Genomic DNA, 21,867 nt, shown 5'->3' with positions numbered 1-21,867 from the left:
GTCCTCGCCCCACAGGCACAAGGGCCTGCGGGGTAATGGCTCAGAGGATCAGCTGCCCTTGATCTCGGCAACCGCTTTTCTCAGTTTGGGCAGAGACGGTGCCTTTTCGGACCAGATTCCTTCCCACTCTGCGATAGCGTCAGCAAAGTCTTCCCTGGTTGCTTCATGAATGGTGATATCCAGCCCACGCAGTTCCTCTTCCTGCTTCTTCTCCAGAGCCTGGAAGTGATCGATGACCCCATCCAGCTGCGCACGCATGCTGGTCTGCAGCAGTTTGCGGTCTTCCTTGCTGAGGTCTTTCCAGACGCGACCGGACACCACACCCACCATCGGGAACATCATATGGTTGGAGATCAGCATCTTGTCGGAACGATCATAGAATTTGAAAATCAGGATGGAGTCGAAGTCCATATCGATGGCGTCGATCTGACCGTTTGCCAGTGCATCGTATACGGCCGGCAGCGGCATCGGGGTCGGTGCGGCGCCGGTGGCCTTGTAGAAGTCACGGATCGGCTCGAACGGGGTAATACGCAGTTTCTTGCCTTCCAGGTCGGCCGGACCTTCCAGAGTATCGCGGCTCATCACCTGACGCAGGCCGGCCATGCCGTAACCCACACCAACCAGGCCAGCTTCAGACGGCAGCTGATCCAGAAGGTCGGTCGCGGCTTCAGATTTCAGCAGAGCGGCCGCCTGATCAATGTTATCGACCAGGTAAGGCGCGTACAGCGCACCAAAATCGGGCACACGGTTGGAGATTTCAGCAACGGTCAGGAAAGCCATATCCAGCGCACCGGTCTGCAGCTGCTGCACCATCTGCGCTTCATTACCCAGCTGCTGAGACGGGAAGACAGCAATGCTGTGCTCACCACCGGACTTCTGCTTCACATCTTCGGCAAAGGCTTCGGCAGCCTGAGTCCAGCGATGCGGGGGTGGTGTAATCAGGCCAAGGCGGAAATCCCGTGCCTGAGCCGGTACGGTCATCATCAGGGCCAGGCCGCCCGCCATTACGGACGTCATTAAGCGTTTCATCGACATGTCTAACTCCATTCTCTCTATTGTAATTTTTTAGCCACCGCCCCGAGCAAACGACAGGTGCTCACCGGGACGCTGGGATATGGGCCCTGGGTTACCGATCAGATGCTGTACCGTCAGCGGTACCAAGCAAAGGCCATGCCACCCAAGCCCACATTCGTAAACGAAATCAGGTCAAGGCGGTCAGAAAGCGCTCGTTGAGCTGGCGATCATGGTAAAAGATGGCCTTGCCCAATTTATCGGCATCCCAGGTGATTGGCTCATGATCCGGGTAGAAGTAGTCACCACCACAGAAAACTTCGTTGCGGTTCCCTGACGGGTCAAAGAAATATATCGTTTGACCGTGCGTAATGCCATGCCGCGTAGGGCCTATATCGATCGACGTGTCCGTCATCGAAATCAGGTCACCGGCACGCAGCACGTCTTCCCAGGTTTCCAGAAAAAATGAGGCGTGGTGAAATTTGCCCGGCTCGGGGTGATCAATGAAGGCGATATCGTGCGCCTTCATGCTGGTGGTCAGGAACTGCGCCACACGTTTGCCATCCGGCGTCATCACCTGTTCGCAGATATCGAAGCCCAGCACGTCACGGAACAGATCCAGCGTTTTATCCAGGTCAGGTCCGTACAGCAGGCAGTGATCAAAGCGTTGCGCCTTCATGCCCTTGAGGTCACGAGGCCAGGCTTCCGGGTTGTGATTACCGATGCCGTAGCGACCGGTCTGCTCTTTATCGGCATAAAGCTCAAAAGCATGCCCGGTGGGTGCCTGAAAGCGGATACGGCGACCACAGCCTTCAAGCTCCCCGGCTGCAACCTGCTCCACTTCGCAGCCGTGCTCGACCAGCTCACCGTGGAGCTGTTCCAGAGTCGCTTCGTTGAGTACCTTGAAACCCATGAAGTCCATACCGGGCTGGTCAGCTTCGCGCAGGACGACCGAGAAGCGGTCGACTTCCGTCCAGCCCTTGAGGTAGACGCGGCCTTGAGCGTCGCGGCCGACCTCAATCAGACCCATCAGGTCACGGTAGTGAAGCAGTGCTTCGTCGATATCCAGAACACGAATCTGAACGTGTCCCGGGCGCATTACACCTTTTTTCATTGTGCTGATCTCTTTGTTGTTATTGTGTTGGGTTACTGCTCAGCTGTTGTTGACTCAGCTGGCAGAAAACTTTTCAAAGTAGATACTGGCATTTTCCATCTGGCGCTGATCGAGCCAGTTTTTAACCGCCTCTACCATCGGCGGCGGGCCGCAAAGATAGGCATCCACCTCACCGGCATTGAAATGCTGCTCTTCAAACAGGTCGGTCACTACACCTTCAGGACCCTGCCAGCTTTCATCAGGCTGCATCACGATGCTGTGGTAAGTGAAACCGGGAATCGCCTGCTGATAGCGGTCCAGGCGTTGCAGCTCGCAGAGGTCTTCCGGCTTGGTGACGCCGTAGAACAGGTTGACCGGCTGATCGATACGGCTCGGATCGGACTCCATCTGGTCCAGCATACCCAGAAATGCCGCCAGGCCGGTGCCGCCAGCGACCAGAATCAGCGGACGTTTAACCTGCTGCAGATAAAAGGCCCCCAGAGGTGCCTTGAGACGAATGCTGTCACCGGACTGGGCACGATCACGCAGGTAATTGCTCATGACCCCGTCCGGCAACAAACGAATCAGCAGTTGCAGCTGGTTGTTTTCGTTTGGCTGACAGGCGAAGGAATAGGAGCGCCACTCGTCGGTGCCGGGTACCTGCACATGGGCATACTGTCCTGGCAGGAAGTCCAGCTGCCCTTCACGACCACTGGCATCCAGATGCAAAGTTGCCGCGGAGTCGGACAGAACTTCGACCCGGGTTACCACCGCCTCAACCTCTTCCGGCCCGGCACTGGTACAGAGGGAAGAATCAAAGTCGAAACGAACGGCACAGTCACTTTCGACGCGCATCTGGCAGGCCAGAATGCCGCCCTTCTCCAGATCGTCTTCGCTCAGCGCATCTTCGTCGACATATTCAAGATCATACTGACCGGACTGGCAGGTGCCCTTACAGGAGGCACAAACACCTTCGCGACAATCCACCGGCAGCGTGAGGCCGTGGCGCAGAGCCGCGTCCATCAGGACTTCACCCGGATTAATGCCGATGAAGTGGGTGCGTCCATCGCTGAAGTTCAGTGCTACCTTATGCATACTACTCACCATTGCTCACTCGTAAACGAGCACCCGAAGGTGCTCAGACGTGGTAGAAATCCAGCACATGGCGGATCTTGTCGTTCAGCACGATGGCGCGCTTGCTCATGATCTTCCAGCTGTCACCCTCTTCCCGCAGGAGGTACTCGGCCCAGCCGAAAAAGCATTCAGCTTCACCAAAACGGAAGAAGTGCGTGGCCCAGTTGGCTTTCACCTGCCACAGACCATCATCCTGCTGTTCCGCCTGAACGTTATCGATCAGGTGCATGGTGCGCGGCATGGGCGTGCAGGCGGCACTTTTGCCGGTGCGGATGCGGAATACACGGTCTTCAAGGCCGGCACGAGTCGGGTAATAGATCAGCGACATCTCGCGCTTGGGGTTGGTGGTATACACATGCTCGCTGTCCCATTGCGGGATATGGAACATGGACTCAGGGTCAAACATGTCGAGATATTCATCCCACTGCTGACGGTCGCAGTACTCGGACGCACGGTACAGAAACTGTTCGATGCTCTGGATAGTGTTGCTCATGGTTTAACCCTCCTTCTTCGCTTTGGCTGCCAGACCTTCCAGCAGGTAGCGCTGCCAGGTGGAGTGCTGGTTTACATACAGGCCTTCCTGGGTAAATTCGGTACCGGTAATCACCGGCTCGATATCCAGCGCCCGGGTGTTGGCGGTGGGGCCGTACGACCAGTTTTCGCAGCCGCGGGAGATGTCATTCCAGCGCTCGGCACGTCCTTCAAAGCCTTTCTGGGCTTCACGGAATTCCACCAGATCATCCGGGGTACCCATACCGGATACGTTGAAGAAGTCTTCAAACTGGCGGATACGGTTTTCACGGTCGGCGTCAGATTCGCCCTTCACGCCCAGGCAGAAGCTGTGCACTTCGGTCTTGTTCCAGGCCACCGGTCGTACTACACGCAACTGGGAGCTGATCTGGTCCATGAAGAACAGGCTGGGATAGATATTCAGATTGCGCAGACGGTGCATCATCCACTCGGCACGCTCCTGGCCATACTCTTCAATCAGACGCGGCATAACGGAGGCATAGCCCGGGCGTACTTCCGGGTTCGGCATGTCACTGAACAGAATGGTGTGCCCATTCTTGAAGGCAAACCAGCCATCATCCGTTTCCTTGTCACCGGCGCCCAACTTGCTGTAGTCCAGTGTTTTGCTGCCGCCACCTTCCTTGGCCGCATCCTGCTGTTGACGATGCTGCACGGTGGCTACGTAGTTATAGTGGACGGTGCTGACGTGATAGCCATCGAGACCGTTTTCGTTCTGCAGCTTCCAGTTGCCATCAAAGGTATAGGAGGAGGAGCCCGGCAGGACCTCCAGCTCGCCTGTGGGTGACTGGGCTGCCATCATGTCAAACGCGATTTTGGCGTCGCCCAGAAACTCTTCCAGTGACTGGGTGCACTCGGTGTTCAGGTTGATGAACACAAAGCCCTTATAGCTGCTGACCAGCGCCTTGCGCAGGCCACGAGTTGATTTGTCGAAGTCAGCCGGATACTCATCAGGTGCCTTCACCTTCACCAGCTTGCCATCGGTCTTGTAGCACCAGGCATGGAAGGGGCAGGTAAAGGTGGACTGGTTACCCTTGCACACACGGGTCAGGGTTGCGCCACGGTGCTGACAGGCATTCAGCAGTGCATTGATCTCACCCTTGGCATCGCGGGTAATAATCATCGGCTGGCGGCCCGCCTGCATGGTGAAGAAATCATGCTTGTTGGCGATCTGACTTTCGTGACAGGCGTAGATCCAGGTGTTCTCGAAAATCAATTCCATTTCGAGATCGAACAATTCAGGGTCGGTAAAGACTTCACGGGCAACCTTGAACGTCTTCTCTTCTGGGCGGAAGTTGAGGGCGTCCTCAACTTGCTGACGCCAGGCTTCGAGGGGCTTATTATTCAGGCTCATTTCAGGTCTCCATTGGGTGGCATCCAGGCCGTTCGACCGGCTGCTCTCTTGGTTACACCCATAAAACCAAAGCTTGATCCCTGTCAGCTATCCGCTTTTTTTTGATTTGCTATCCGCTTTTTCACTGATCGAAATCATTTCAGCCGCATGACAACAAGTAATTGACATATGACGTCAGTCAGGCTAATTTCGAGAAGCCCCCTTGACCAATAGCTGGCTAATCATGAATAAAACCAATAATTAAAAAGTGATCACATGATGATACACACCGATATCCAGAACGAAGGGTCACCCCCTAACAAGTTAATGGCAGACACTCATAATACCCGCGATGCCATATCCTGGATGTCCAATATATGTGGGCCACATGACCTGACGGTTGAAGATGCAAAAAAAATGCATTTCAGACATGTCGGTAATATCCTTAACTCAACCTCTACCGCCATCGGCTATATTGAATACGGCACTGATGTAACCGTAAATGTCGAAGATCTGAGTAACAGTTACAGTATCAGTTTACCCCTGAGCGGCTATCAGGAGCTGAGCTACAAGGACGGCAACGTACAGTCCAATATCACCAGCGGTGTCATCATCTCCCCGGCCGAACCCTACGAGCTGAATATCAGCGGCAACTGTCGTAAAACCCTGGTCCGTATTTCCCGCCAGGCCATGGAAGTTGGCCTCGAGTCACTGACCGGCAAAAAAACTGATAAGCCACTGATATTTCAAGCAAATATGGATGCATCAGTGGGCTCATCCAGCGCCTGGTGGCGCACCGTCAGGTATATCGAAAGTGAGCTTTCAAACACCGATAGCCTGTACAACAGCCCCGCGTTCATACGGGATATAGAACAGGCACTTATCAAAGGCCTGCTGACATCCCAGCCTCACAACTACTCTGAGGATGTAAAGCGGGCGCTCAATAACAACCTGCCCTCCTACCTTGTCAAAACAATCGATTACCTGCGTGAAAATGCCAAAAATGAAATTCACATGGATGATGTTGAATGGATTTCAGGCGTTTCTAAAAACAAGCTCTATTCCGACTTTAAACGCTATATTGGCGTCCCACCGACAGCCTATTTAAAGCGCATCCGGATGGAGGGCGTTCGCGGCGATATTATTAAATCCCTAGGGGCGGACAGCATTTCAACCCTGGCATTTAATTGGGGCTTCACTCATTTAGGCCGTTTTTCCACCGAGTATAAGAAAATATTCGGTGAAACGCCTTCTGACACCTTGAATAAAGCCAAGTTAAATATCTAACTGCCTGTTTTCACCTCTTTATATGCGCGTATTCAGTGCATAATAAAAAGCCCCGCCTTAAAGCGGGGCAAAGAGACTACAACAATGGGTAGAAACACAACTTAAGGGATAAGGGGGGCTGTGAACTTATATAGCCTCCCTGGGCTAACGCCCCAGCTTTTTGGCGGACTGGCCGCCAATGCCAAAGTGTTGCTTGGGCATCTCATCAATCAGCACACGCACGTTGGCTTCAGGGGCATCCAATGAACGTGCAATGGCCTGGGTTACTTCCTCAATCAGGCGCTCTTTCTGTTCATCACTGCGACCTTCCATAATATGGATCTGTGCAATGGGCATGGCATGCCTCCTTAGCAGTCATTCAAGCAGGTTTTCAAAGCCGCTGAGCCTGCTTTAACCAGATCTCAGCGGCACGGTCATTTCGCCCTGTATCAGACGAACTTGCCGCTCAGCGTACCCAGGCCCTGGTAACGCACGGTGAAGGCATCACCCTTGTTCACCTGTACCGCAGCCGTGATGGCACCGATCATGATAAAGGAGCCTGCCGGCAAGCTTTCACCGCGCTCGCCCAGCATGTTGGCCAGCATGGCCACAGAGGCAGCCGGGTGACCCAGTACCGCAGCGCCAGCACCGGTCTGTACTACTTCACCGTTGATCTCCATGACCACACCGATGTTTTTCAGGTCGAGGTCAGCAACATCAGCCATCTGGCCGCCGGTGACAAAGCGGGTGGATGATGAGTTATCGGCGATTACACTCTTGAGGTCAAACTTGAAGTCCTTGTAACGAGAGTCGATCACTTCAACGGCCGGCATGACAAAGTCGGTGGCACGCAGTACATCACCGATATGAACACCCGGGCCTTTCAGTTCGTCTTTCAGCACGAACGCCAGCTCGGCTTCGATCTTCGGGTGGATCAGCTCATCATGCTTGATATCACCACCTTCAGGTACGCTGAAGTAGTCGGCCAGGAAGCCGTAGCAGGGCTGCTCAACCCCCATCTGTGCCATTTTGGCCCAGGAGGTCAGACCCATCTTCATACCGACGATCTTGTGACCGCGTTCTTCCTTGCGGCGACGGATCTCCCACTGGATGTCGAAGGCATCCTTGTAGGTCATCTGCGGGAAATCGTCGGTGATCTTGGTGATCTCGTACGCTTCCAGCTCGGCGTTTTCGCAGTGGATTGCCAGCTCTTCAATCTGGGATTGGGTCAGCTTGTTTTCGTATGCTTCAGCCATTAGATCAGCCCCTTTTCTTTCGCCATGGTCAGTGCCAGGTCTTCAATCATGTCTTCCTGACCACCCACAGTACCGCGGCGACCAAGCTCTACCAGAATGTCACGGGCCTGAATGCCGTACTTCTTCTCCGCACGCTGGGCAAACAGCAGGAAGGAGGAGTAAACACCGGCGTAGCCCAGCGTCAGTGCATCACGGTCAACGCGGATCGGCTGATCCATAATCGGGAAGACGCGGTCTTCGGCCACATCCATGATCTTGTACAGATCGATACCGGTCTCGACGCCCATGCGATCCAGTACGGCGCAAAACACTTCCAGCGGCGTGTTACCGGCGCCAGCACCCAGGCCTGCAACCGAGCCATCGATGCGCGACGCACCCGCTTCAATGGCCGCCAGGGAGTTGGCGATGGCCATGCCCATGTTGTGGTGGCCGTGGAAACCGATCTCGACGCTGCTGGGCAGCTCAGCACGCAGCAGGCCGATCTTGGCGGTCACTTCGTCCGGCAGCATGTAGCCGGCAGAGTCGGTGGCGTAGATGCAGTTGGCACCGTAGTTGACCATCAATTTGGCCTGTTCCAGGATTTTCTCCGGGCTGACCATGTGGGCCATCATCAGGAAGCCAACGGTGTCCATTTCCATTTTGGCGGCCATGCCGATGTGCTGCTCGGATACGTCAGCTTCGGTGCAGTGAGTGGCCACACGGATGGTGGATACGCCGCAGTCTTTCGCCATTTTCAAGTGATCGACGGTACCGATACCCGGTAACAGCAGCGCGGAGACCTTGGCGTTTTTCATTTTCGGCACGACGGCGTTGAGGTATTCCTCATCACTATGGGCCGGGAAGCCGTAGTTCACGGATGCACCGCCCAGACCGTCACCGTGAGTGACTTCGATCAGCGGCATACCCGCTTCGTCCATACCGGTTGCGATGTTGACCATCTCGTCCAGGCTGATCTGGTGACGCTTGGCATGCATGCCGTCACGCAGAGACATATCGTGCAGCGTGACTTTCTTACCGTTCAGGTTCATATCGTAATCCTCCGTTAGCCACGCTCAGGCAGGGTGATGGCGCCGTTAGCCGCTTCTTCAGCGAACATTTCGGCCGTGCGCAGACCGGCTGCGGTCATGATGTCCAGGTTGCCGGCGTATTTGGGCAGGAAATCACCCAGGCCTTCTACTTCCATGAAGCAGGATACGCGGTTGCCGTCGAACACCGGACCGTTGACCAGGCGATAACCCGGTACGTATTTCTGCACTTCCTTCACCATGGCATGCACGGATTCGGTGATAGCGGCCTGATCCGGCTCGCCTTCTGTCAGGCAGTGGATGGTGTCACGCATGATCAACGGCGGCTCGGCCGGGTTGATGATGATGATCGCCTTGCCCTGCTTGGCACCGCCAACCTTCTCAACCGCGCCTGCTGTAGTACGGGTGAATTCATCGATGTTCTGACGTGTGCCCGGACCGACGGAGCGAGACGATACAGTCGCAATAATTTCGCCGTACTCAACCGGCTGTACGCGGGAGACAGCGGCGACCATCGGGATCGTCGCCTGGCCACCACAGGTCACCATGTTTACGTTCATTTCCAGGTTCTTGGCATGATCAGCCAGGTTCACCGGCGGTACGCAGTAAGGACCGATGGCAGCAGGCGTCAGGTCGACCATGATCACGCCCAGCTCGTTCAGTTTACGGCTGTTCTCGGCGTGTACGTAGGCTGAAGTTGCATCGAAGGCCACGCGGATGTCGTCTTCGATCACGTGCGGAAGCAGGCCGTCTACACCGGTGGCGCAGGTCTTGATGCCCATCTCTTCAGCACGCTTGAGGCCTTCGGAGGTCGGATCGATACCCACCATCCAGACCGGCTCGATCCACTCGGAACGTTTCATCTTCATCAGCAGGTCGGTGCCGATGTTACCCGGGCCGATGATGGCCGCTTTAAGCTTCTTGGACATAGTGTGTTCCACTTATTCTTGTTTGAAGCCTTCGCCACGGAGCGGGCTCCCACACTTTTAACCACAGATCACGTTTACTTGTGGGAGTGCGCCCCGCGCACGAAGGCTCAATTCAAACTCAATTAATCAGACAAAACGGACAGACGCGCTGCCGATGCCACCGATGCTCACGCTCATGAAGTCGCCGGCCTGTACCGGTTCCAGCGGCACCAGAGAACCGGACAGAATTACTTCACCGGCTTTCAGCGGGATACCGAACTCACCCAGGGTATTGGCCAGCCAGGTAACGCAGTTCACCGGGCTGCCCAGCGCCGCGGCGCCAGCGCCGGTGCTGATGATGGAACCGTTCTTCTCGACCACCATGCCGCAGGTCGCCAGATCGACCTTGCGCGGATCAACGGCACGGTCACCCAGTACGAACAGACCGCAGGAGGCGTTGTCTGCCACGGTGTCCTGGATTTTGATCTGCCAGTTCTCGACACGGGAATCGACCACTTCGAAACACGGCAGCACGCAATCGGTGGCGGCCAGTACGTCAGCAGCAGTAATACCCGGGCCCATCAGATCCTTTTTCAGGATGAAGGCTATCTCGCCTTCGGCTTTAGGCTGCATCAGACGCTCGGAGATCGGCATCTCTTCGCCCTGGCTGAACGCCATCTTGTCGGTGAGGTAACCGAAGTCCGGCTGACCCACGCCGAGCATGTTCTGCACCGCCTTGGAGGTCAGGCCGATCTTCTTGCCGATGATCTTTTCACCGGCTTCAATGCGACGCTCCAACATGCGCAGGGAAATGTTGTAGGCATCTTCGATGGTGATATCGCTGAAACGCTCGGTCAGCGGACGTACCGGCGTACGTTCCAGCATCGCCGTGTACAGCTCATCACCACATTGTTGAATCAGTTGCTTGTCCATCGTCTGTCCTCAGAGCTTGATGCAGATATTCTTGGTTTCGGTGTAGAACTCGAGGCCGTGTACACCGCCCTCGCGGCCGATACCGGACTGCTTGGCACCACCGAAGGAGGTGCGCAGATCACGCAGGAACCAGGAGTTCACCCAGGCCAGACCCACTTCCATCTGCTCAGCCACACGCACGGCACGGGCAGAGTTTTCAGTCCAGATGGCACACGCCAGGCCGTAGTCGGTGTCGTTGGCCAGCTCGATCACTTCTTCCTCGGTGTCGAACGGACGGATGTGGCAGCAGGGGCCAAAGATCTCTTCGCGAATGACGCGGGCATCGTCGGACAGACCAGTCCAGATAGTCGGCTCGATCCAGGCACCGTCGTTCAGCTCGGCGCCCATATCCGGGATACCGCCACCAATCTCAACGGTCGCGCCCTCTTCACGGGCCAGGTCGTAGTAGTACTTGACCTTCTCGCGGTGCTCGAGGCTGACCAGCGGACCGAAATTGGCTTCCTTGTCTTCAGGACGGCCCAGCTTCAGCTTGGCCACTTCTTCCTTCATGCGGGACAGGAATTTCTCGAAGATCGGACGTTCGACGTAAACGCGCTCGGTGCCCAGGCAGACCTGGCCACAGTTCACAAACGCGGAACGCATGGTGCCCTCAACCGCTTTCTCGATATCGCAATCAGCAAAAACAATGCCCGGATTCTTGCCGCCACACTCCATGGAGATGTTGCGCAGACCTACAGACGCGGCTCGCATGATCGCTTCGCCGGTACGGGTTTCACCGGTGAAGGTGATGGCTGCCACATCCTTGTGAGTCGTCAGGAACTCACCTGCCGAGTTCGGACCAAAACCGTGTACCACGTTGAATACACCCGCCGGTACGCCACACTCGTTCATCACCTCGCCCAGCAGCGTGGTAGTCGCCGGCGTTTCCTCAGACGGTTTGACCACTACGGTGTTACCACAAGCCAGTGCCGGGCCGACCTTGAAGGTCATCAGCAGCAGCGGCAGGTTCCACGGGGAGATAACGGCGATCACGCCTTTCGGAGTGCGGTGACCCACGTTCAGGGCACCCTTGCCATCCGGCGTATCCATGCGGAAACCTTCGGTCGGGTGGTTGGCCAGCGTCTCGGAGAATGCTTTGAAGTTGGCTGCGCCACGGGGAATATCGATATGGCTGGCAATGGAGCGCGGCTTGCCGGTATCGAGGCACTCGGCTTCCAGGAACTCGTCGAAGCGCTCGTTGATGCGGTCTGCGACCTTGTTCAGCAGCTCGGTACGCTGGGCCTGGGTCAGCTTGCCCCAAGGACCTTTCAGCGCCGCCTTGGCCGCGCGTACGGCAGCGTCCACTTCTGCTTCGCCGGCTTCGTGCACAGGACCGATCAGGCTGTTATCGACCGGGCAACGGTTTTCGAAGGTCTTGCCGCTGGCAGAGGCCACATACTCGCCGTTGATAAAATGCTTGAACTCTTTCATGGCTCACCTTATCAATTTCGGCCAATCGCAATTTCGGGCCGATCATTTATTGTTGGGTCACACTGCAACAGTCCCTGTCATGAGGGCTGCCAGCCAGGTTGAAATCCAGTATAGCGTTGCAAAAACGGGATAGAACCCGCAAAAACGGGGGCTGGAAATTCCATTTACGGGAATGATGGCAGGTTAATGAGCTTATTAATGGTCAACGCATGTAATGTCGGGTTTTATGCCCTTACATCCACTGCCCCGACTCAAATTTCGGTGCCTAAAACGAAAAAACCCGGGGAAGGGGACCCGGGTTCTCTCGTTTACGTTGATGCAGTCATTAGAACTTGTACATCGCCATCAGTTCCAACTGCTGACCCGCCGGACGCGTACCATGCGTCGCCAGGTTCTGATCACGCCACTCGATACCGAAATCCAGTCCCGGCAGGTAGGAGTAGATCAGGTTCACATGGCTCACTTTCAGCGTATCTTCAGCGCCAGCAGAGGTCTCATCCGCTTCAACCTGGGAGTAACGGATACCACCCGTCAGCTTGTCATTGAAGCGATGGGAAATACCCGCCACCAGACCGGTTGTCTTGATCAGCTCACCCTGAGCGTTGGCATCCACTGCCGGGCGCAGGCTCGGGTGCCAGGCACCGCCGTAACCAAAGCCGGAATACACGCCCTGTCCTTCACCGACATAGCCGTTCAGGTGCAGCGCCGTGGCGCCCAGAGAGTATTTGCCGGCATAAATAATTGCGGCACCGAATTCCGAGTCTTCGCTGCTGTTGGTCACATTGCTTTTCGCCACATCACGACCGGCCAGGGCAATACTGGCACCATGACCACCTTCAAAGCGCTTGGTGTAGTTGACGACAAAATCCGGGTAATCGGCGTCTTCGTTCACAGGATCCTGCAGTGTCAGGCGCACATCGCCCATTTGATAATGCATTACCAGATCCGGGCGAACCACCCCGCCATTACCGGCCGCGTTGCCTTTACCCGCATTGAAGAAGTCCAGATAAGGAACATCGAAAGGTGCATATACCAGGAACTGACCGTTCCAGGTTTGGCCCAGCGTCAGGTTATCAACCTTCAAATAGGCATGACGCAGGCGCCAGTCATAGGTTGAGTCCGTTGCATTGCCGCCGTAGAAATCCCCTTCCACGAGGCCCATGATTTTGTGTCCATTCACATCCCGCTTGGCACTGAAATTAATACGTGACTGGCGGGCAGTACCATCAAAATCACCGTCGCCATTATCCGGGTTGCTAAAGCGGCCTTCGGCTTTAATGTAACCACCGACACTGAACTGAGTGCCGTTGAACTCGCCAAGGTCCAGAGCGTGCGCAGTAGTAGAGATTCCCGCCGCCATGACAGCAAGGGCCAAACCGTTCTTAAGTGACATACAGTCAATCCTTATTTTTATAATGTGGATAGCAGTACAGCTGCTACGGGTTGTTGGGCCGTGTATGCAAGGCTCTGAAAAATCAAAGCATCTTGCTTAACACAGCCGTAATCTAAACATGAAAATTAGTTGAAATGTCATATATTAATGGCGGTTTGAGTTTCCATTTTTGGTACTAAAAACCAACATTTTTTGGTTCAAATCCGCCGTCACAGGGAGCATCAGCGTTCGCCAGAATTAACCGACAACCCGCTACCTGTGGCTTCTCCACCCTTTCCGCTCTGGTATCGAATTAACCCAACGCGCAGGGCGTAGACCGCTGTTCCCAGAACAACACCCCAGAAGGCAGCGCCGATACCCCAGAGGCTGACACCCGATGCTGTTGCCATGAAGGTAATCAGCGATGCATCCAGGTGCTCTCTGTCATTCAGAGCTGCATTGAGGCTATTGCTGATTGCACCCAGCAACGCCAGCCCGGCAATAATCGCGATCATCTCGGAGGGAAAACTGGTGAAAAAAAGCACGATACTGCCAGCAAAAATGCCGCCAATGAGGTAGAAAAGACCGTTAGCGACACCGGCCATATACCGCTTTTCCGGGTCTTCATGGGCATCTGAGCTGGTACAGATCGAAGCCGTAATCGCTGCGATCACCGTGGTGATACCGCCAAAGAATGCGGTCGGAATGGAGACCAGCGACAGCAAGCTGATGATCGGGCGCGAAGAGAAGGCATAGCCCGAGGCTTTGAGGATGGCGAAGCCCGGCAGGAATTGCCCGGTCAAACTGACAATGACCAGCGGCAATGCAAGCCCCAGGGTGGAGCTCCATGTCCACTCTGGCACGATCCATTGAGGCGATGCCAGTTGCCACTCCAGTTGCTCCAAATGGGTATCCATCAGAGTTAACGACAACACCAGACCGAGCAGGACCATCAACACCAGAAAGTAGGCTCTACTGATAAACTTGAACAGCACCAGCCCCAGGATCATCAGGGCTGTTACCAGCGGGGCTGATTCCAGTGAACGGAAAGCGCCGAGCCCGAAATCAAACAAAATGCCCGCCATCATGGCCGAGGCAACACCACCTGGAATCAAGTGCACTACCCGGTCGAAGAGGCCTGTGATACCGATCAGAAAAATGATCACGGCCGCAGTGATATAAGCCGATACCGCTTCATTGATCGACAGCCCGGGAAACAGAGTCACCAGTAATACCGTGCCAGGGGCCGACCAGGCCGTGATCACCGGAATACGGAACCAGACACTGAGTACAATGCCGGTGACGGCTGCGCCAATGGAGATCGCCCAGACCCAGGAGGTCATCATTTCCGTCGAAATACCGGCACTCTGTGCGGCCTGAAAGAAAATGGCCAAGGGGCCCGAGTAGGACACCAGTACTGCCATAAGTCCGGCAATCAACGTCGAGATGGAAAGATCCTTCAACATGAGGCCTCCTTATGCCAGCTCGGCAATCCCTTTCACTTCCAGAAAGTAACCAGGCGCGCCACACAGAGAGGCGGCGCCGATGGCCGTCCAGGCGGGGAAACAGCCCTTCATGTAACGATCACGCACCTGCATGTATAGCGGTAGGTCGCGCATATCGGTGTGATAGCTGGTGACCTCGACCAGATCGGCAAAGCTGCCTCCGGCCTCATCCAATATGCGTTTCAGGTTCTCAAATACCTGCACAAACTGGGCTTCCTTTTCGGCCACCAGTTCACGCTGATCGTTGCGACCTATCTGTCCCGCGATATAGAGCCGTGTATCCACCAGTACTGCCGGCGCGTAGCCAATCTCATCACGGATGAATTCCATTCCTTCAGGCACGATTATTGTTTTTGTTGCCATGATTTTGTCCTCAGCATAGAAAGAAACCGCGATGGCATAAGGCGACCACCGGGCTGGGGGTTGCAGTACAAAACTGCTCAAACACTTAAACGTAAAAAGCAGGGCTCTGCCCTGCTTGCTGCTGTTGTGCTGGTTAGCCCTGATCACCGCCACCGACCGGCAGCACCGTGCCGGTAATATAGGAGGCTTCATCCGAGGCCAGAAACAGGATCGCACTGGCCTGTTCGTCCGGCTGGCTATAGCGTTTCATGAACGTGGAGTCGATGGTTTGATCGACGATAGTCTGGTACCAGGCCTTTTCCTGTTCGCTCATGGTCTCGGTATTGCGGGGTATACGACGCTCGCCAACATCGGTACCGCCCGGTGCCACAGCGTTCACGCGGATACCCTGCTGAGCATTTTCAAATGCCATGCAGACCGTCATCGCGTTAACACCGCCCTTGGCCGCGGCATAGGGCACACGGTTCAAGCCTCGGGTCGCGATGGATGAGACATTCACTATCACCCCACTTTGCTGCGCCTGCATGGGTTTGAGCACCGCATGACAACACCAGAGCGTCGGGAACAGGGAACGCCGCACCTCAGCTTCGATCTGGCCCTCTTCGTAGGCCTCATAGGGCTTCGCCCAAATCGTGCCGCCCACGTTGTTAACCAGAATATCGATACGACCAAAGTGTTCGATACAGGCATCCGCCACCCGGCAGCATTCGGGATACTTCTCCAGATCCGCCGTGACCACTTTGACTCGGCTTGCTCCTGCAGCTTCAGCTTCCTGGGCGATCTCGTAGACGATATCGGAGCGGTCAACCAGCAACAGAGAGGCCTTCTCGGCCGCCATTTGCAGCGCTACCGCACGGCCAATTCCCTGCGCAGCACCCGTCACGATCGCGACCTTGTTTTCAAAACGTTCGGTTCTCATGGCCTGTCCTTATTTGCTGGCAGCAAATTTTTCGTAGTGAAAACTGGCAGGCTGGATGTTCTTGTCCTGCATGAACGTGTTCACGGCTTCGACCATCGGTGGCGGGCCACAGAGATATATATCCACATCGCCATCGTTAACATGGCCCGGCTCAATGTGGTGGGTGACATAGCCCTTCTGCGGCCAATCACTTTCATCGGACGCGACACAGGCGGTATAGGTGAAGTTGTCGATCGCCGCTGCAAAGGCATCCAGCTTGTCCAGCTCGACCAGGTCGATATCGTTGGTCACGCCGTAGATCAGATGTATCGGGTAGTCACAGCCCTCTTGCTGGATTTTGTTCAGCATCGCCAGAAACGGTGCCAGCCCGGTACCACCGGCCAGCATCAAGACAGGGCGTTTGACCTCCCGCAGGTAAAAGCTGCCGAACGGCCCCCGCAGGACCAGCTCGTCACCCAGCTGTGCACTTTCAGCCATGTAGGTGCTCATCAAGCCGTCCGGCACCACGCGGATCAGGAAAGACACTGATTCATCGGCTTCGTTGATCATGGAGCTGAAGGAGTAGGCCCGTGATTGATCGCTGCCCGGCACCTGCACATTCACGTACTGCCCCGGCAGGAAGTGCATGGCTCGCACCTGATCGCTGGCCACGGTAAAGGAAAGCGTGGATTCGGACAGTCGATTAATTTCGGTTAGCTGGGCATGCACATCGGCCTGCTGGCTGCGTACGCAGACTTCGGAAGACGCGGGAACAGTCACTACACAATCCGATTCCGGCACCATGCAGCAGGTCAGCACAAACTGCTGTTCGGCCTCCTGGTCCGAAAGGGCATCATCAATGTAACCGTCCATTTCGTATTGGCCGGATTCACAGTGGCACTTACAGGTACCACAGGCACCATCGCGGCAATCAAGGGGTATATTGAGGCCGGAACGGTAGGCGGCATCTGCCAGGGTTTCCATCGGCATGGTTGTGACGAAACGGGTGACTCCGTCTTCAAAATTGAGAGCTACTTTATACATGCTGTGCTACCTCGGTCCCTTCATGCGAGGGGTGCCAGAGCACCCCGGGGACACTTGTTATTGGAAAGGGTCAGTCAGAGGTGGTAGATATCCACCACGTGATGGATGTAATCGTTTTTCAGGATGATCTTCTTGCGCTTGATCTTGAGACTGCCGTCATCCGCGCGGACCAGCGTTACAAAGGCGGTACCGAAATAGGTATCCACACTGTTGTAGCGCACGCTGTTGGTGAGCCAGCTGTAACGCACATCGGCATCACCTTCCGATGCAGTCAGCACTTCCAGATTGCTCAGCATGTGCTGGGTGCGCGGTTCCGGTAGTGAACTGGCACTGGAGCGATCAGTCTTGATGCGGAACACGCGATCTTCCAGACCATCACGGCGACCGTAATAGATCAGTGAAATCTCTGAATGGGGATCAACGGTCAGTTCGCCGTCTACATCCCAGCTGGGCACCCAGTACTCGGCATCCTTGTCGTAATGCTCCAGCCAGTTGTCGTAGTCCTTGTCATCCAGGCAACGCTGTTCTGAGTGCAGAAAATTACGGATTTCTTCATAGCTAATGGTCATGGCTTACTCTCCTTTCTCTGCCTGCTGTTTGCGTGCCACGTCAGACAGCACTTTCTGCCAGTAATGGTGCTGGACGATGTACAAGCCTTCGTCTTCCACTTTCTCGCCGCTCATCACCGGGAACAGGTTGAGCTTTTTGGCGTCCTCGTCCTGGCCTTCAATCCAGTGCTCGGCACCGCGGCACATGTCATTCCAGGGCAGCTTGATCCCCTTGAAGCCTTCCTGGCAGGCACGGAACTCTTCCAGGTCATCGGGCGTCGCCATACCGGATGCGTTGAAGAAATCTTCGTACTGGCGGATACGGTGGGCACGCGCCTCGGCACTTTCCCCCTTGGGAGCGATGCAGTAGATGGTGACTTCGGTTTTATCCACAGCGATGGGGCGGAAGTGACGAATCTGCGAGCTGAACTGGTCCATCAGGAATACGTTCGGGTACAGACAGAGGTTACGCAGGTTACCAATCATCCAGTCGGCACGGTCTTCACCGTACTCGGCTACCAGTTCATCACGGCGCTCAAACAAGGGACGGTTTTCCGGGTTCGGCCAGCGCATCCACAGCAGAATGTGACCATGTTCAAAGGCGTAGAAACCGCCCTTCTGCTTGTTCCAGGTGGAGGCATCCATCGCCTTAACATCATCCATCGACATACCGGCCTTACGGCGAGCCGTGGTGGCAACGTAGTTCCAGTGCGTGGCCGATACGTGGTAACCGTCAGCGCCGTTTTCGGCCTGCAGCTTCCAGTTGGCGTTGTACACATAGGTAGAGGAGCCGCGCACTACTTCCAGACCTTCCGGCGACTGATCCACGATCATGTCGATAATCTTGGCCGCTTCGCCCAGGTGTTCGGTCAACGGTTTCACATCATCATTCAGAGAGCCGAACAGGAAGCCGCGGTAGTTCTCCATGCGTACCTTTTTCAGGTTATGGGAACCATCACAGTTGAAGGAGTCCGGGTAGCCGGCATCGTTGGGATCCTTGACCTTCACCAACTTGCCGGAGTTGTTGAAACTCCAGCCGTGGAACGGGCAGGTGAAGACAGCTTTGTTGTCTTTCTTCTTACGGCAGAGCACAGCACCGCGATGGCTGCAGGCGTTGATGAAGCAGTTAAGCTCATCGTCCTTGTTGCGGGTAATAACCACCGGCTGGCGACCGATGTAGGTCGTGAAGTAGTCATTCTTGTTCGCAACCTGGCTTTCGTGTGCCAGATAGATCCAGTTACCTTCGAAGATGTGTTCCATCTCCAGCTCGAACAGCTCAGGATCGGTAAACATGTCACGACGACCGCGGTAAAGACCCTGCTCTTTATCCACTTCCATCATGCCGCCCACTTTGGCGATCAGATTATCTTGCATTGCGATGCCCTCCTTATTGTTTGATTCCAGAGTAGAGGGCAGCAGCAAGGCTCACTATCCAGCTTTTGCCATTCTTTATCCCATATGTGCAGAGGGTGTATTTGAAGTGATAGATGGGTATTTCGCGCACGGAATGCGCTCCCACAGGAAGATGTTTTGCTGGCACAAAGTTGTGGGAGCTCCTCTGCGAGCGAAGGGGTTTCAGGTACCAACTTCAATAGCAAGAACATATTTTCGCGCACAGATTGCACTCCCACAGAAGAGCCCTGCTGATACAAGGGAGCCTTCCTGGCAAACGATTGTGGGAGCCCGCTCCGCGGGCGAGAGATCTCAGGCACCCACTGCAATTGCCAGAGCACACCGGCTACCAAACAAAAAACGCCGTCATATGACGGCGCAAAGGTTTCGACTACGGACAAGGCAGTCGAGTGCAGCACAACAATAATCAGGTCAGTGCGGTCAGGAAACGCTCGTTAAGCTGGCGGTCATGGTAAAAGATCGCCTTGCCCAGCTTGTCCGCATCCCAGGTGATGGGCTCATGGTCCGGGTAGAAGTAATCGCCGCCGCAGAAGACTTCGTTGCGGTTACCGGACGGGTCAAAGAAGTAGATTGTCTGGCCGTGGGTGATACCGTGACGGGTCGGGCCAATATCGATGGAGGTATCGGTCATGGAGATCAAGTCACCGGCGCGCAGCACGTCCTCCCAGGTTTCCAGGAAGAAGGAGGCATGGTGGAATTTGCCCGGCTCGGGATGATCGATAAAGGCAATGTCGTGGGCTTTCATGCTCGTTGTGAGGAACTGCGCCACCCGCTTGCCGTCCGGCGTCATCACCTGCTCACAGAGGTCAAAGCCCAGTACATCGCGGAACAGCGCATAGGTCTCATCCAGGTTCGGACCGTACAGAAGGCAGTGGTCAAAGCGCTGGGCCTTCATGCCCTTGAGGTCGCGCGGCCAGGCTTCAGGGTTGTGATTACCAACGCCGTAACGGCCTGTCTGTTCCTTGGTGGCAAACAGCTCGAAGCTGTGGCCGGTTGGCGCCTGGAAACGGATGCGACGGCCACAGCCTTTCAATTCGTCAGCCGGCACTTGCTCAACACTGACACCATAGCCAATCAATCCGCTCTGCAACTCATCCAGCACTTCATCACTGAGAACCTTGAAGCTCATGAAATCCATACCCGGTTCATCGGCTTCGCACAGTACCACGGAGAACTTGTCCACTTCGGTCCAGGCTTTCAGATAGACCCGCCCCTCAGTATCACGATCAGTTTCGATCAGGCCCATCAGGTCCACGTAGTGCTTCAGTGCTTCCTCCAGATCCAGTACGCGAATCTGAACATGTCCGGGACGCATTACACCCTTTTTCATAGCCACCTCTTCTTGTTTTAGGCCCGGCAACGGTCCGTCTACCGGTAATAGACCGACTATTACAGCGCCTGAAGCCAAGTTAAATCCGGTGGGTGCAAGCTTTATCCCCAGAGTGCAGATGAAGAGGTTGCAGTTTTTGGACACAGGTCTGCACCTGCTGGCTATTGGTGCAGGGCCGGGTTCTTTCTAATCAACAGACCATAAAAATAACGAACCCGAAGAGAGGTCCAACATGTTCAATTCCAACATGATGCGCAATGCTGTGGTGGCTGCCATGGCGACTCTGACACTCAGTTCCCCCGTGCTGGCCAATGAGCAACCCATCAAGGTGGGCATGATGCTGCCCTTCAGTGGTGTATACGGGGCTCTGGGCGATGCGACCCGTAACGGTTTGAAAATGGCATTACGCGAGCAGGCTTCGCAGTTGCATGGCCGCAAGCTGGAATTCATTGAAATCGACACCGAGGCTCGTCCTGAACGTGCGCCGGAGATCGCGTCCTCGCTACTGAGTAACAGCGAAGCCGACTTCATCATCGGACCGGTTCATTCTGGTGTCGCCATGGGCATGTTGAAAGTGCTGCGCGGAAAAGACACCGTCATGATTGTCCCCAACGCCGGCGCAGGCCCCGTCACCGGCCCTCTGTGCTCACCCAATGTGTTTCGCACCTCGTTCTCCTCCTGGCAACCCTCCTATCCAATGGGCAACGTGGCGCTGGAAAAAGGCTACAAGAAAGTCGTGACCATGAGCTGGAACTATGGCATGGGCAAGGAAAGCCTGGACGCCTTTGAGGAGTCCTTCACCGCCGGGGGTGGTGAAATCGTGAAAAAGATCTTGGTGCCCTTCCCGAAAACAGAGTTTCAGGCCTACCTGTCCGAGATTGCGTCCATCAATCCTGATGCGGTCTTCGTGTTCTTCGCCGGCGGTGGGGCCGTCAAATTCGTCAAGGATTACGACGCGCTGGGCCTGAAGGGCAAAATTCCGCTGCTGGGCTCAGGCTTCCTGACCGAAGGGACACTGGAAGCTCAGGGACCGGCGGCAGAAGGTGTGCTAACGACCCTGCACTACGCCGATACGCTGGATAATGAGCTGAATACCCGCTTCCGCACATCCTACAAGGCCGAGTTCGGCAAGGCCTCGGATATCTATGCCGTACAGGGCTATGACACCGGCTTGATGATCGCCTCAGCCGTGAACCAGCTGGGCGGCGACATTTCCGACCAGCAGGCACTGATCAAAGCGCTGGGCGAAACCACCGTCAAGAGCCCTCGCGGGGACTTCACGTTTTCCAAAGCCCACAACCCGGTGCAGAACATTTATTTGCGTACCGTCGAAAACGGTGAAAACAAGGTTATCAAGGTGGCTGCACCCGCACTGGCCGACCCGGCCCGAGGCTGCAAGCTCTGAGCCATGGACGGGCAGACATATGCCTGCCCGTC

General features: G+C 55.5%; 21 protein-coding genes. 2 read left to right on the top strand and 19 right to left on the bottom strand.

Going from position 1 to position 21,867, the window contains the following annotated elements; genetic code table 11:
- Positions 1 to 48: 48 nt before the first annotated feature.
- From O3C79_RS06980 to antA, 5 genes are all read right to left on the bottom strand, one after another.
- Positions 49 to 1,035, bottom strand: coding sequence for a TRAP transporter substrate-binding protein (locus tag O3C79_RS06980; protein WP_494385337.1), 987 nt, complete (start codon positions 1,033 to 1,035; stop codon positions 49 to 51).
- Positions 1,036 to 1,201: 166 nt separating this feature from the next.
- Positions 1,202 to 2,125, bottom strand: coding sequence for a catechol 2,3-dioxygenase (locus tag O3C79_RS06975; protein WP_010322192.1), 924 nt, complete (start codon positions 2,123 to 2,125; stop codon positions 1,202 to 1,204).
- A gap of 54 nt (positions 2,126 to 2,179) precedes the next feature.
- On the bottom strand, positions 2,180 to 3,199 hold the full coding sequence (antC, locus tag O3C79_RS06970; protein ID WP_494385336.1) for an anthranilate 1,2-dioxygenase electron transfer component AntC: 1,020 nt from the start codon (positions 3,197 to 3,199) through the stop codon (positions 2,180 to 2,182).
- A gap of 43 nt (positions 3,200 to 3,242) precedes the next feature.
- A complete protein-coding gene (gene antB / locus O3C79_RS06965) occupies positions 3,243 to 3,731 on the bottom strand; it encodes an anthranilate 1,2-dioxygenase small subunit (protein WP_010322190.1) in 489 nt (162 codons plus the stop codon).
- 3 nt (positions 3,732 to 3,734) lie between these two features.
- Entirely contained in the window at positions 3,735 to 5,120 is a 1,386-nt protein-coding gene (gene antA / locus O3C79_RS06960; RefSeq protein ID WP_494385335.1) for an anthranilate 1,2-dioxygenase large subunit, read from the bottom strand.
- A 255-nt stretch (positions 5,121 to 5,375) separates the two neighbouring features.
- Between antA and O3C79_RS06955 the strand changes: the two genes are divergently transcribed.
- A complete protein-coding gene (locus O3C79_RS06955) occupies positions 5,376 to 6,386 on the top strand; it encodes an AraC family transcriptional regulator (protein WP_494385334.1) in 1,011 nt (336 codons plus the stop codon).
- Positions 6,387 to 6,530: 144 nt separating this feature from the next.
- On the opposite strand, the gene O3C79_RS06950 is transcribed toward O3C79_RS06955, so the two are convergent.
- The 14 genes from O3C79_RS06950 to O3C79_RS06885 all read right to left on the bottom strand — a co-directional run bounded on the left by O3C79_RS06950 (position 6,531) and on the right by O3C79_RS06885 (position 20,430).
- Positions 6,531 to 6,722 (bottom strand): 4-oxalocrotonate tautomerase, encoded by a 192-nt coding sequence (locus O3C79_RS06950; protein WP_494385333.1) that lies wholly within the window; start codon positions 6,720 to 6,722, stop codon positions 6,531 to 6,533.
- 92 nt (positions 6,723 to 6,814) lie between these two features.
- A complete protein-coding gene (gene dmpH / locus O3C79_RS06945) occupies positions 6,815 to 7,621 on the bottom strand; it encodes a 2-oxo-3-hexenedioate decarboxylase (RefSeq protein WP_010322186.1) in 807 nt (268 codons plus the stop codon).
- Positions 7,621 to 8,649 (bottom strand): 4-hydroxy-2-oxovalerate aldolase, encoded by a 1,029-nt coding sequence (gene dmpG, locus O3C79_RS06940; protein WP_494385332.1) that lies wholly within the window; start codon positions 8,647 to 8,649, stop codon positions 7,621 to 7,623. The genes dmpH and dmpG overlap by 1 nt, the downstream gene beginning before the upstream one ends.
- Before the next feature lie 14 nt (positions 8,650 to 8,663).
- On the bottom strand, positions 8,664 to 9,575 hold the full coding sequence (locus O3C79_RS06935; protein WP_494385331.1) for an acetaldehyde dehydrogenase (acetylating): 912 nt from the start codon (positions 9,573 to 9,575) through the stop codon (positions 8,664 to 8,666).
- Positions 9,576 to 9,701: 126 nt separating this feature from the next.
- Positions 9,702 to 10,487, bottom strand: a complete 786-nt coding sequence (gene dmpE, locus O3C79_RS06930; RefSeq protein ID WP_494385330.1) for a 2-oxopent-4-enoate hydratase — start codon at positions 10,485 to 10,487, stop codon at positions 9,702 to 9,704.
- Between the two features lie 9 nt (positions 10,488 to 10,496).
- Positions 10,497 to 11,957 (bottom strand): 2-hydroxymuconic semialdehyde dehydrogenase, encoded by a 1,461-nt coding sequence (locus O3C79_RS06925; RefSeq protein ID WP_417533337.1) that lies wholly within the window; start codon positions 11,955 to 11,957, stop codon positions 10,497 to 10,499.
- Positions 11,958 to 12,282: 325 nt separating this feature from the next.
- Positions 12,283 to 13,350: a hypothetical protein gene (locus tag O3C79_RS06920; RefSeq protein WP_494385329.1), complete on the bottom strand. Its 1,068-nt coding sequence runs from the start codon at positions 13,348 to 13,350 to the stop codon at positions 12,283 to 12,285.
- Between the two features lie 221 nt (positions 13,351 to 13,571).
- The gene (locus O3C79_RS06915; RefSeq protein WP_494385328.1) at positions 13,572 to 14,795 is read right to left on the bottom strand and encodes a benzoate/H(+) symporter BenE family transporter; all 1,224 of its coding nucleotides are present in this window, start codon (positions 14,793 to 14,795) and stop codon (positions 13,572 to 13,574) included.
- 9 nt (positions 14,796 to 14,804) lie between these two features.
- On the bottom strand, positions 14,805 to 15,197 hold the full coding sequence (locus O3C79_RS06910; protein WP_494385327.1) for a RidA family protein: 393 nt from the start codon (positions 15,195 to 15,197) through the stop codon (positions 14,805 to 14,807).
- A 133-nt stretch (positions 15,198 to 15,330) separates the two neighbouring features.
- Positions 15,331 to 16,116, bottom strand: coding sequence for a 1,6-dihydroxycyclohexa-2,4-diene-1-carboxylate dehydrogenase (locus O3C79_RS06905; RefSeq protein WP_494385326.1), 786 nt, complete (start codon positions 16,114 to 16,116; stop codon positions 15,331 to 15,333).
- Positions 16,117 to 16,125: 9 nt separating this feature from the next.
- Positions 16,126 to 17,139, bottom strand: coding sequence for a benzoate 1,2-dioxygenase electron transfer component BenC (gene benC / locus O3C79_RS06900; RefSeq protein WP_494385325.1), 1,014 nt, complete (start codon positions 17,137 to 17,139; stop codon positions 16,126 to 16,128).
- Positions 17,140 to 17,213: 74 nt separating this feature from the next.
- Positions 17,214 to 17,708, bottom strand: coding sequence for an aromatic-ring-hydroxylating dioxygenase subunit beta (locus O3C79_RS06895; protein WP_494385324.1), 495 nt, complete (start codon positions 17,706 to 17,708; stop codon positions 17,214 to 17,216).
- A 3-nt stretch (positions 17,709 to 17,711) separates the two neighbouring features.
- Positions 17,712 to 19,061: a benzoate 1,2-dioxygenase large subunit gene (benA, locus tag O3C79_RS06890; RefSeq protein WP_494385323.1), complete on the bottom strand. Its 1,350-nt coding sequence runs from the start codon at positions 19,059 to 19,061 to the stop codon at positions 17,712 to 17,714.
- A 445-nt stretch (positions 19,062 to 19,506) separates the two neighbouring features.
- The gene (locus O3C79_RS06885) at positions 19,507 to 20,430 is read right to left on the bottom strand and encodes a catechol 2,3-dioxygenase (RefSeq protein ID WP_494385322.1); all 924 of its coding nucleotides are present in this window, start codon (positions 20,428 to 20,430) and stop codon (positions 19,507 to 19,509) included.
- Positions 20,431 to 20,662: 232 nt separating this feature from the next.
- Between O3C79_RS06885 and O3C79_RS06880 the strand changes: the two genes are divergently transcribed.
- Positions 20,663 to 21,835: an ABC transporter substrate-binding protein gene (locus O3C79_RS06880; RefSeq protein WP_494385321.1), complete on the top strand. Its 1,173-nt coding sequence runs from the start codon at positions 20,663 to 20,665 to the stop codon at positions 21,833 to 21,835.
- Positions 21,836 to 21,867: the final 32 nt, after the last annotated feature.

Source organism: Marinobacterium sp. NO-S09 (assembly GCF_059179545.1).
This window is presented reverse-complemented; position numbering and strand designations above follow the sequence as displayed.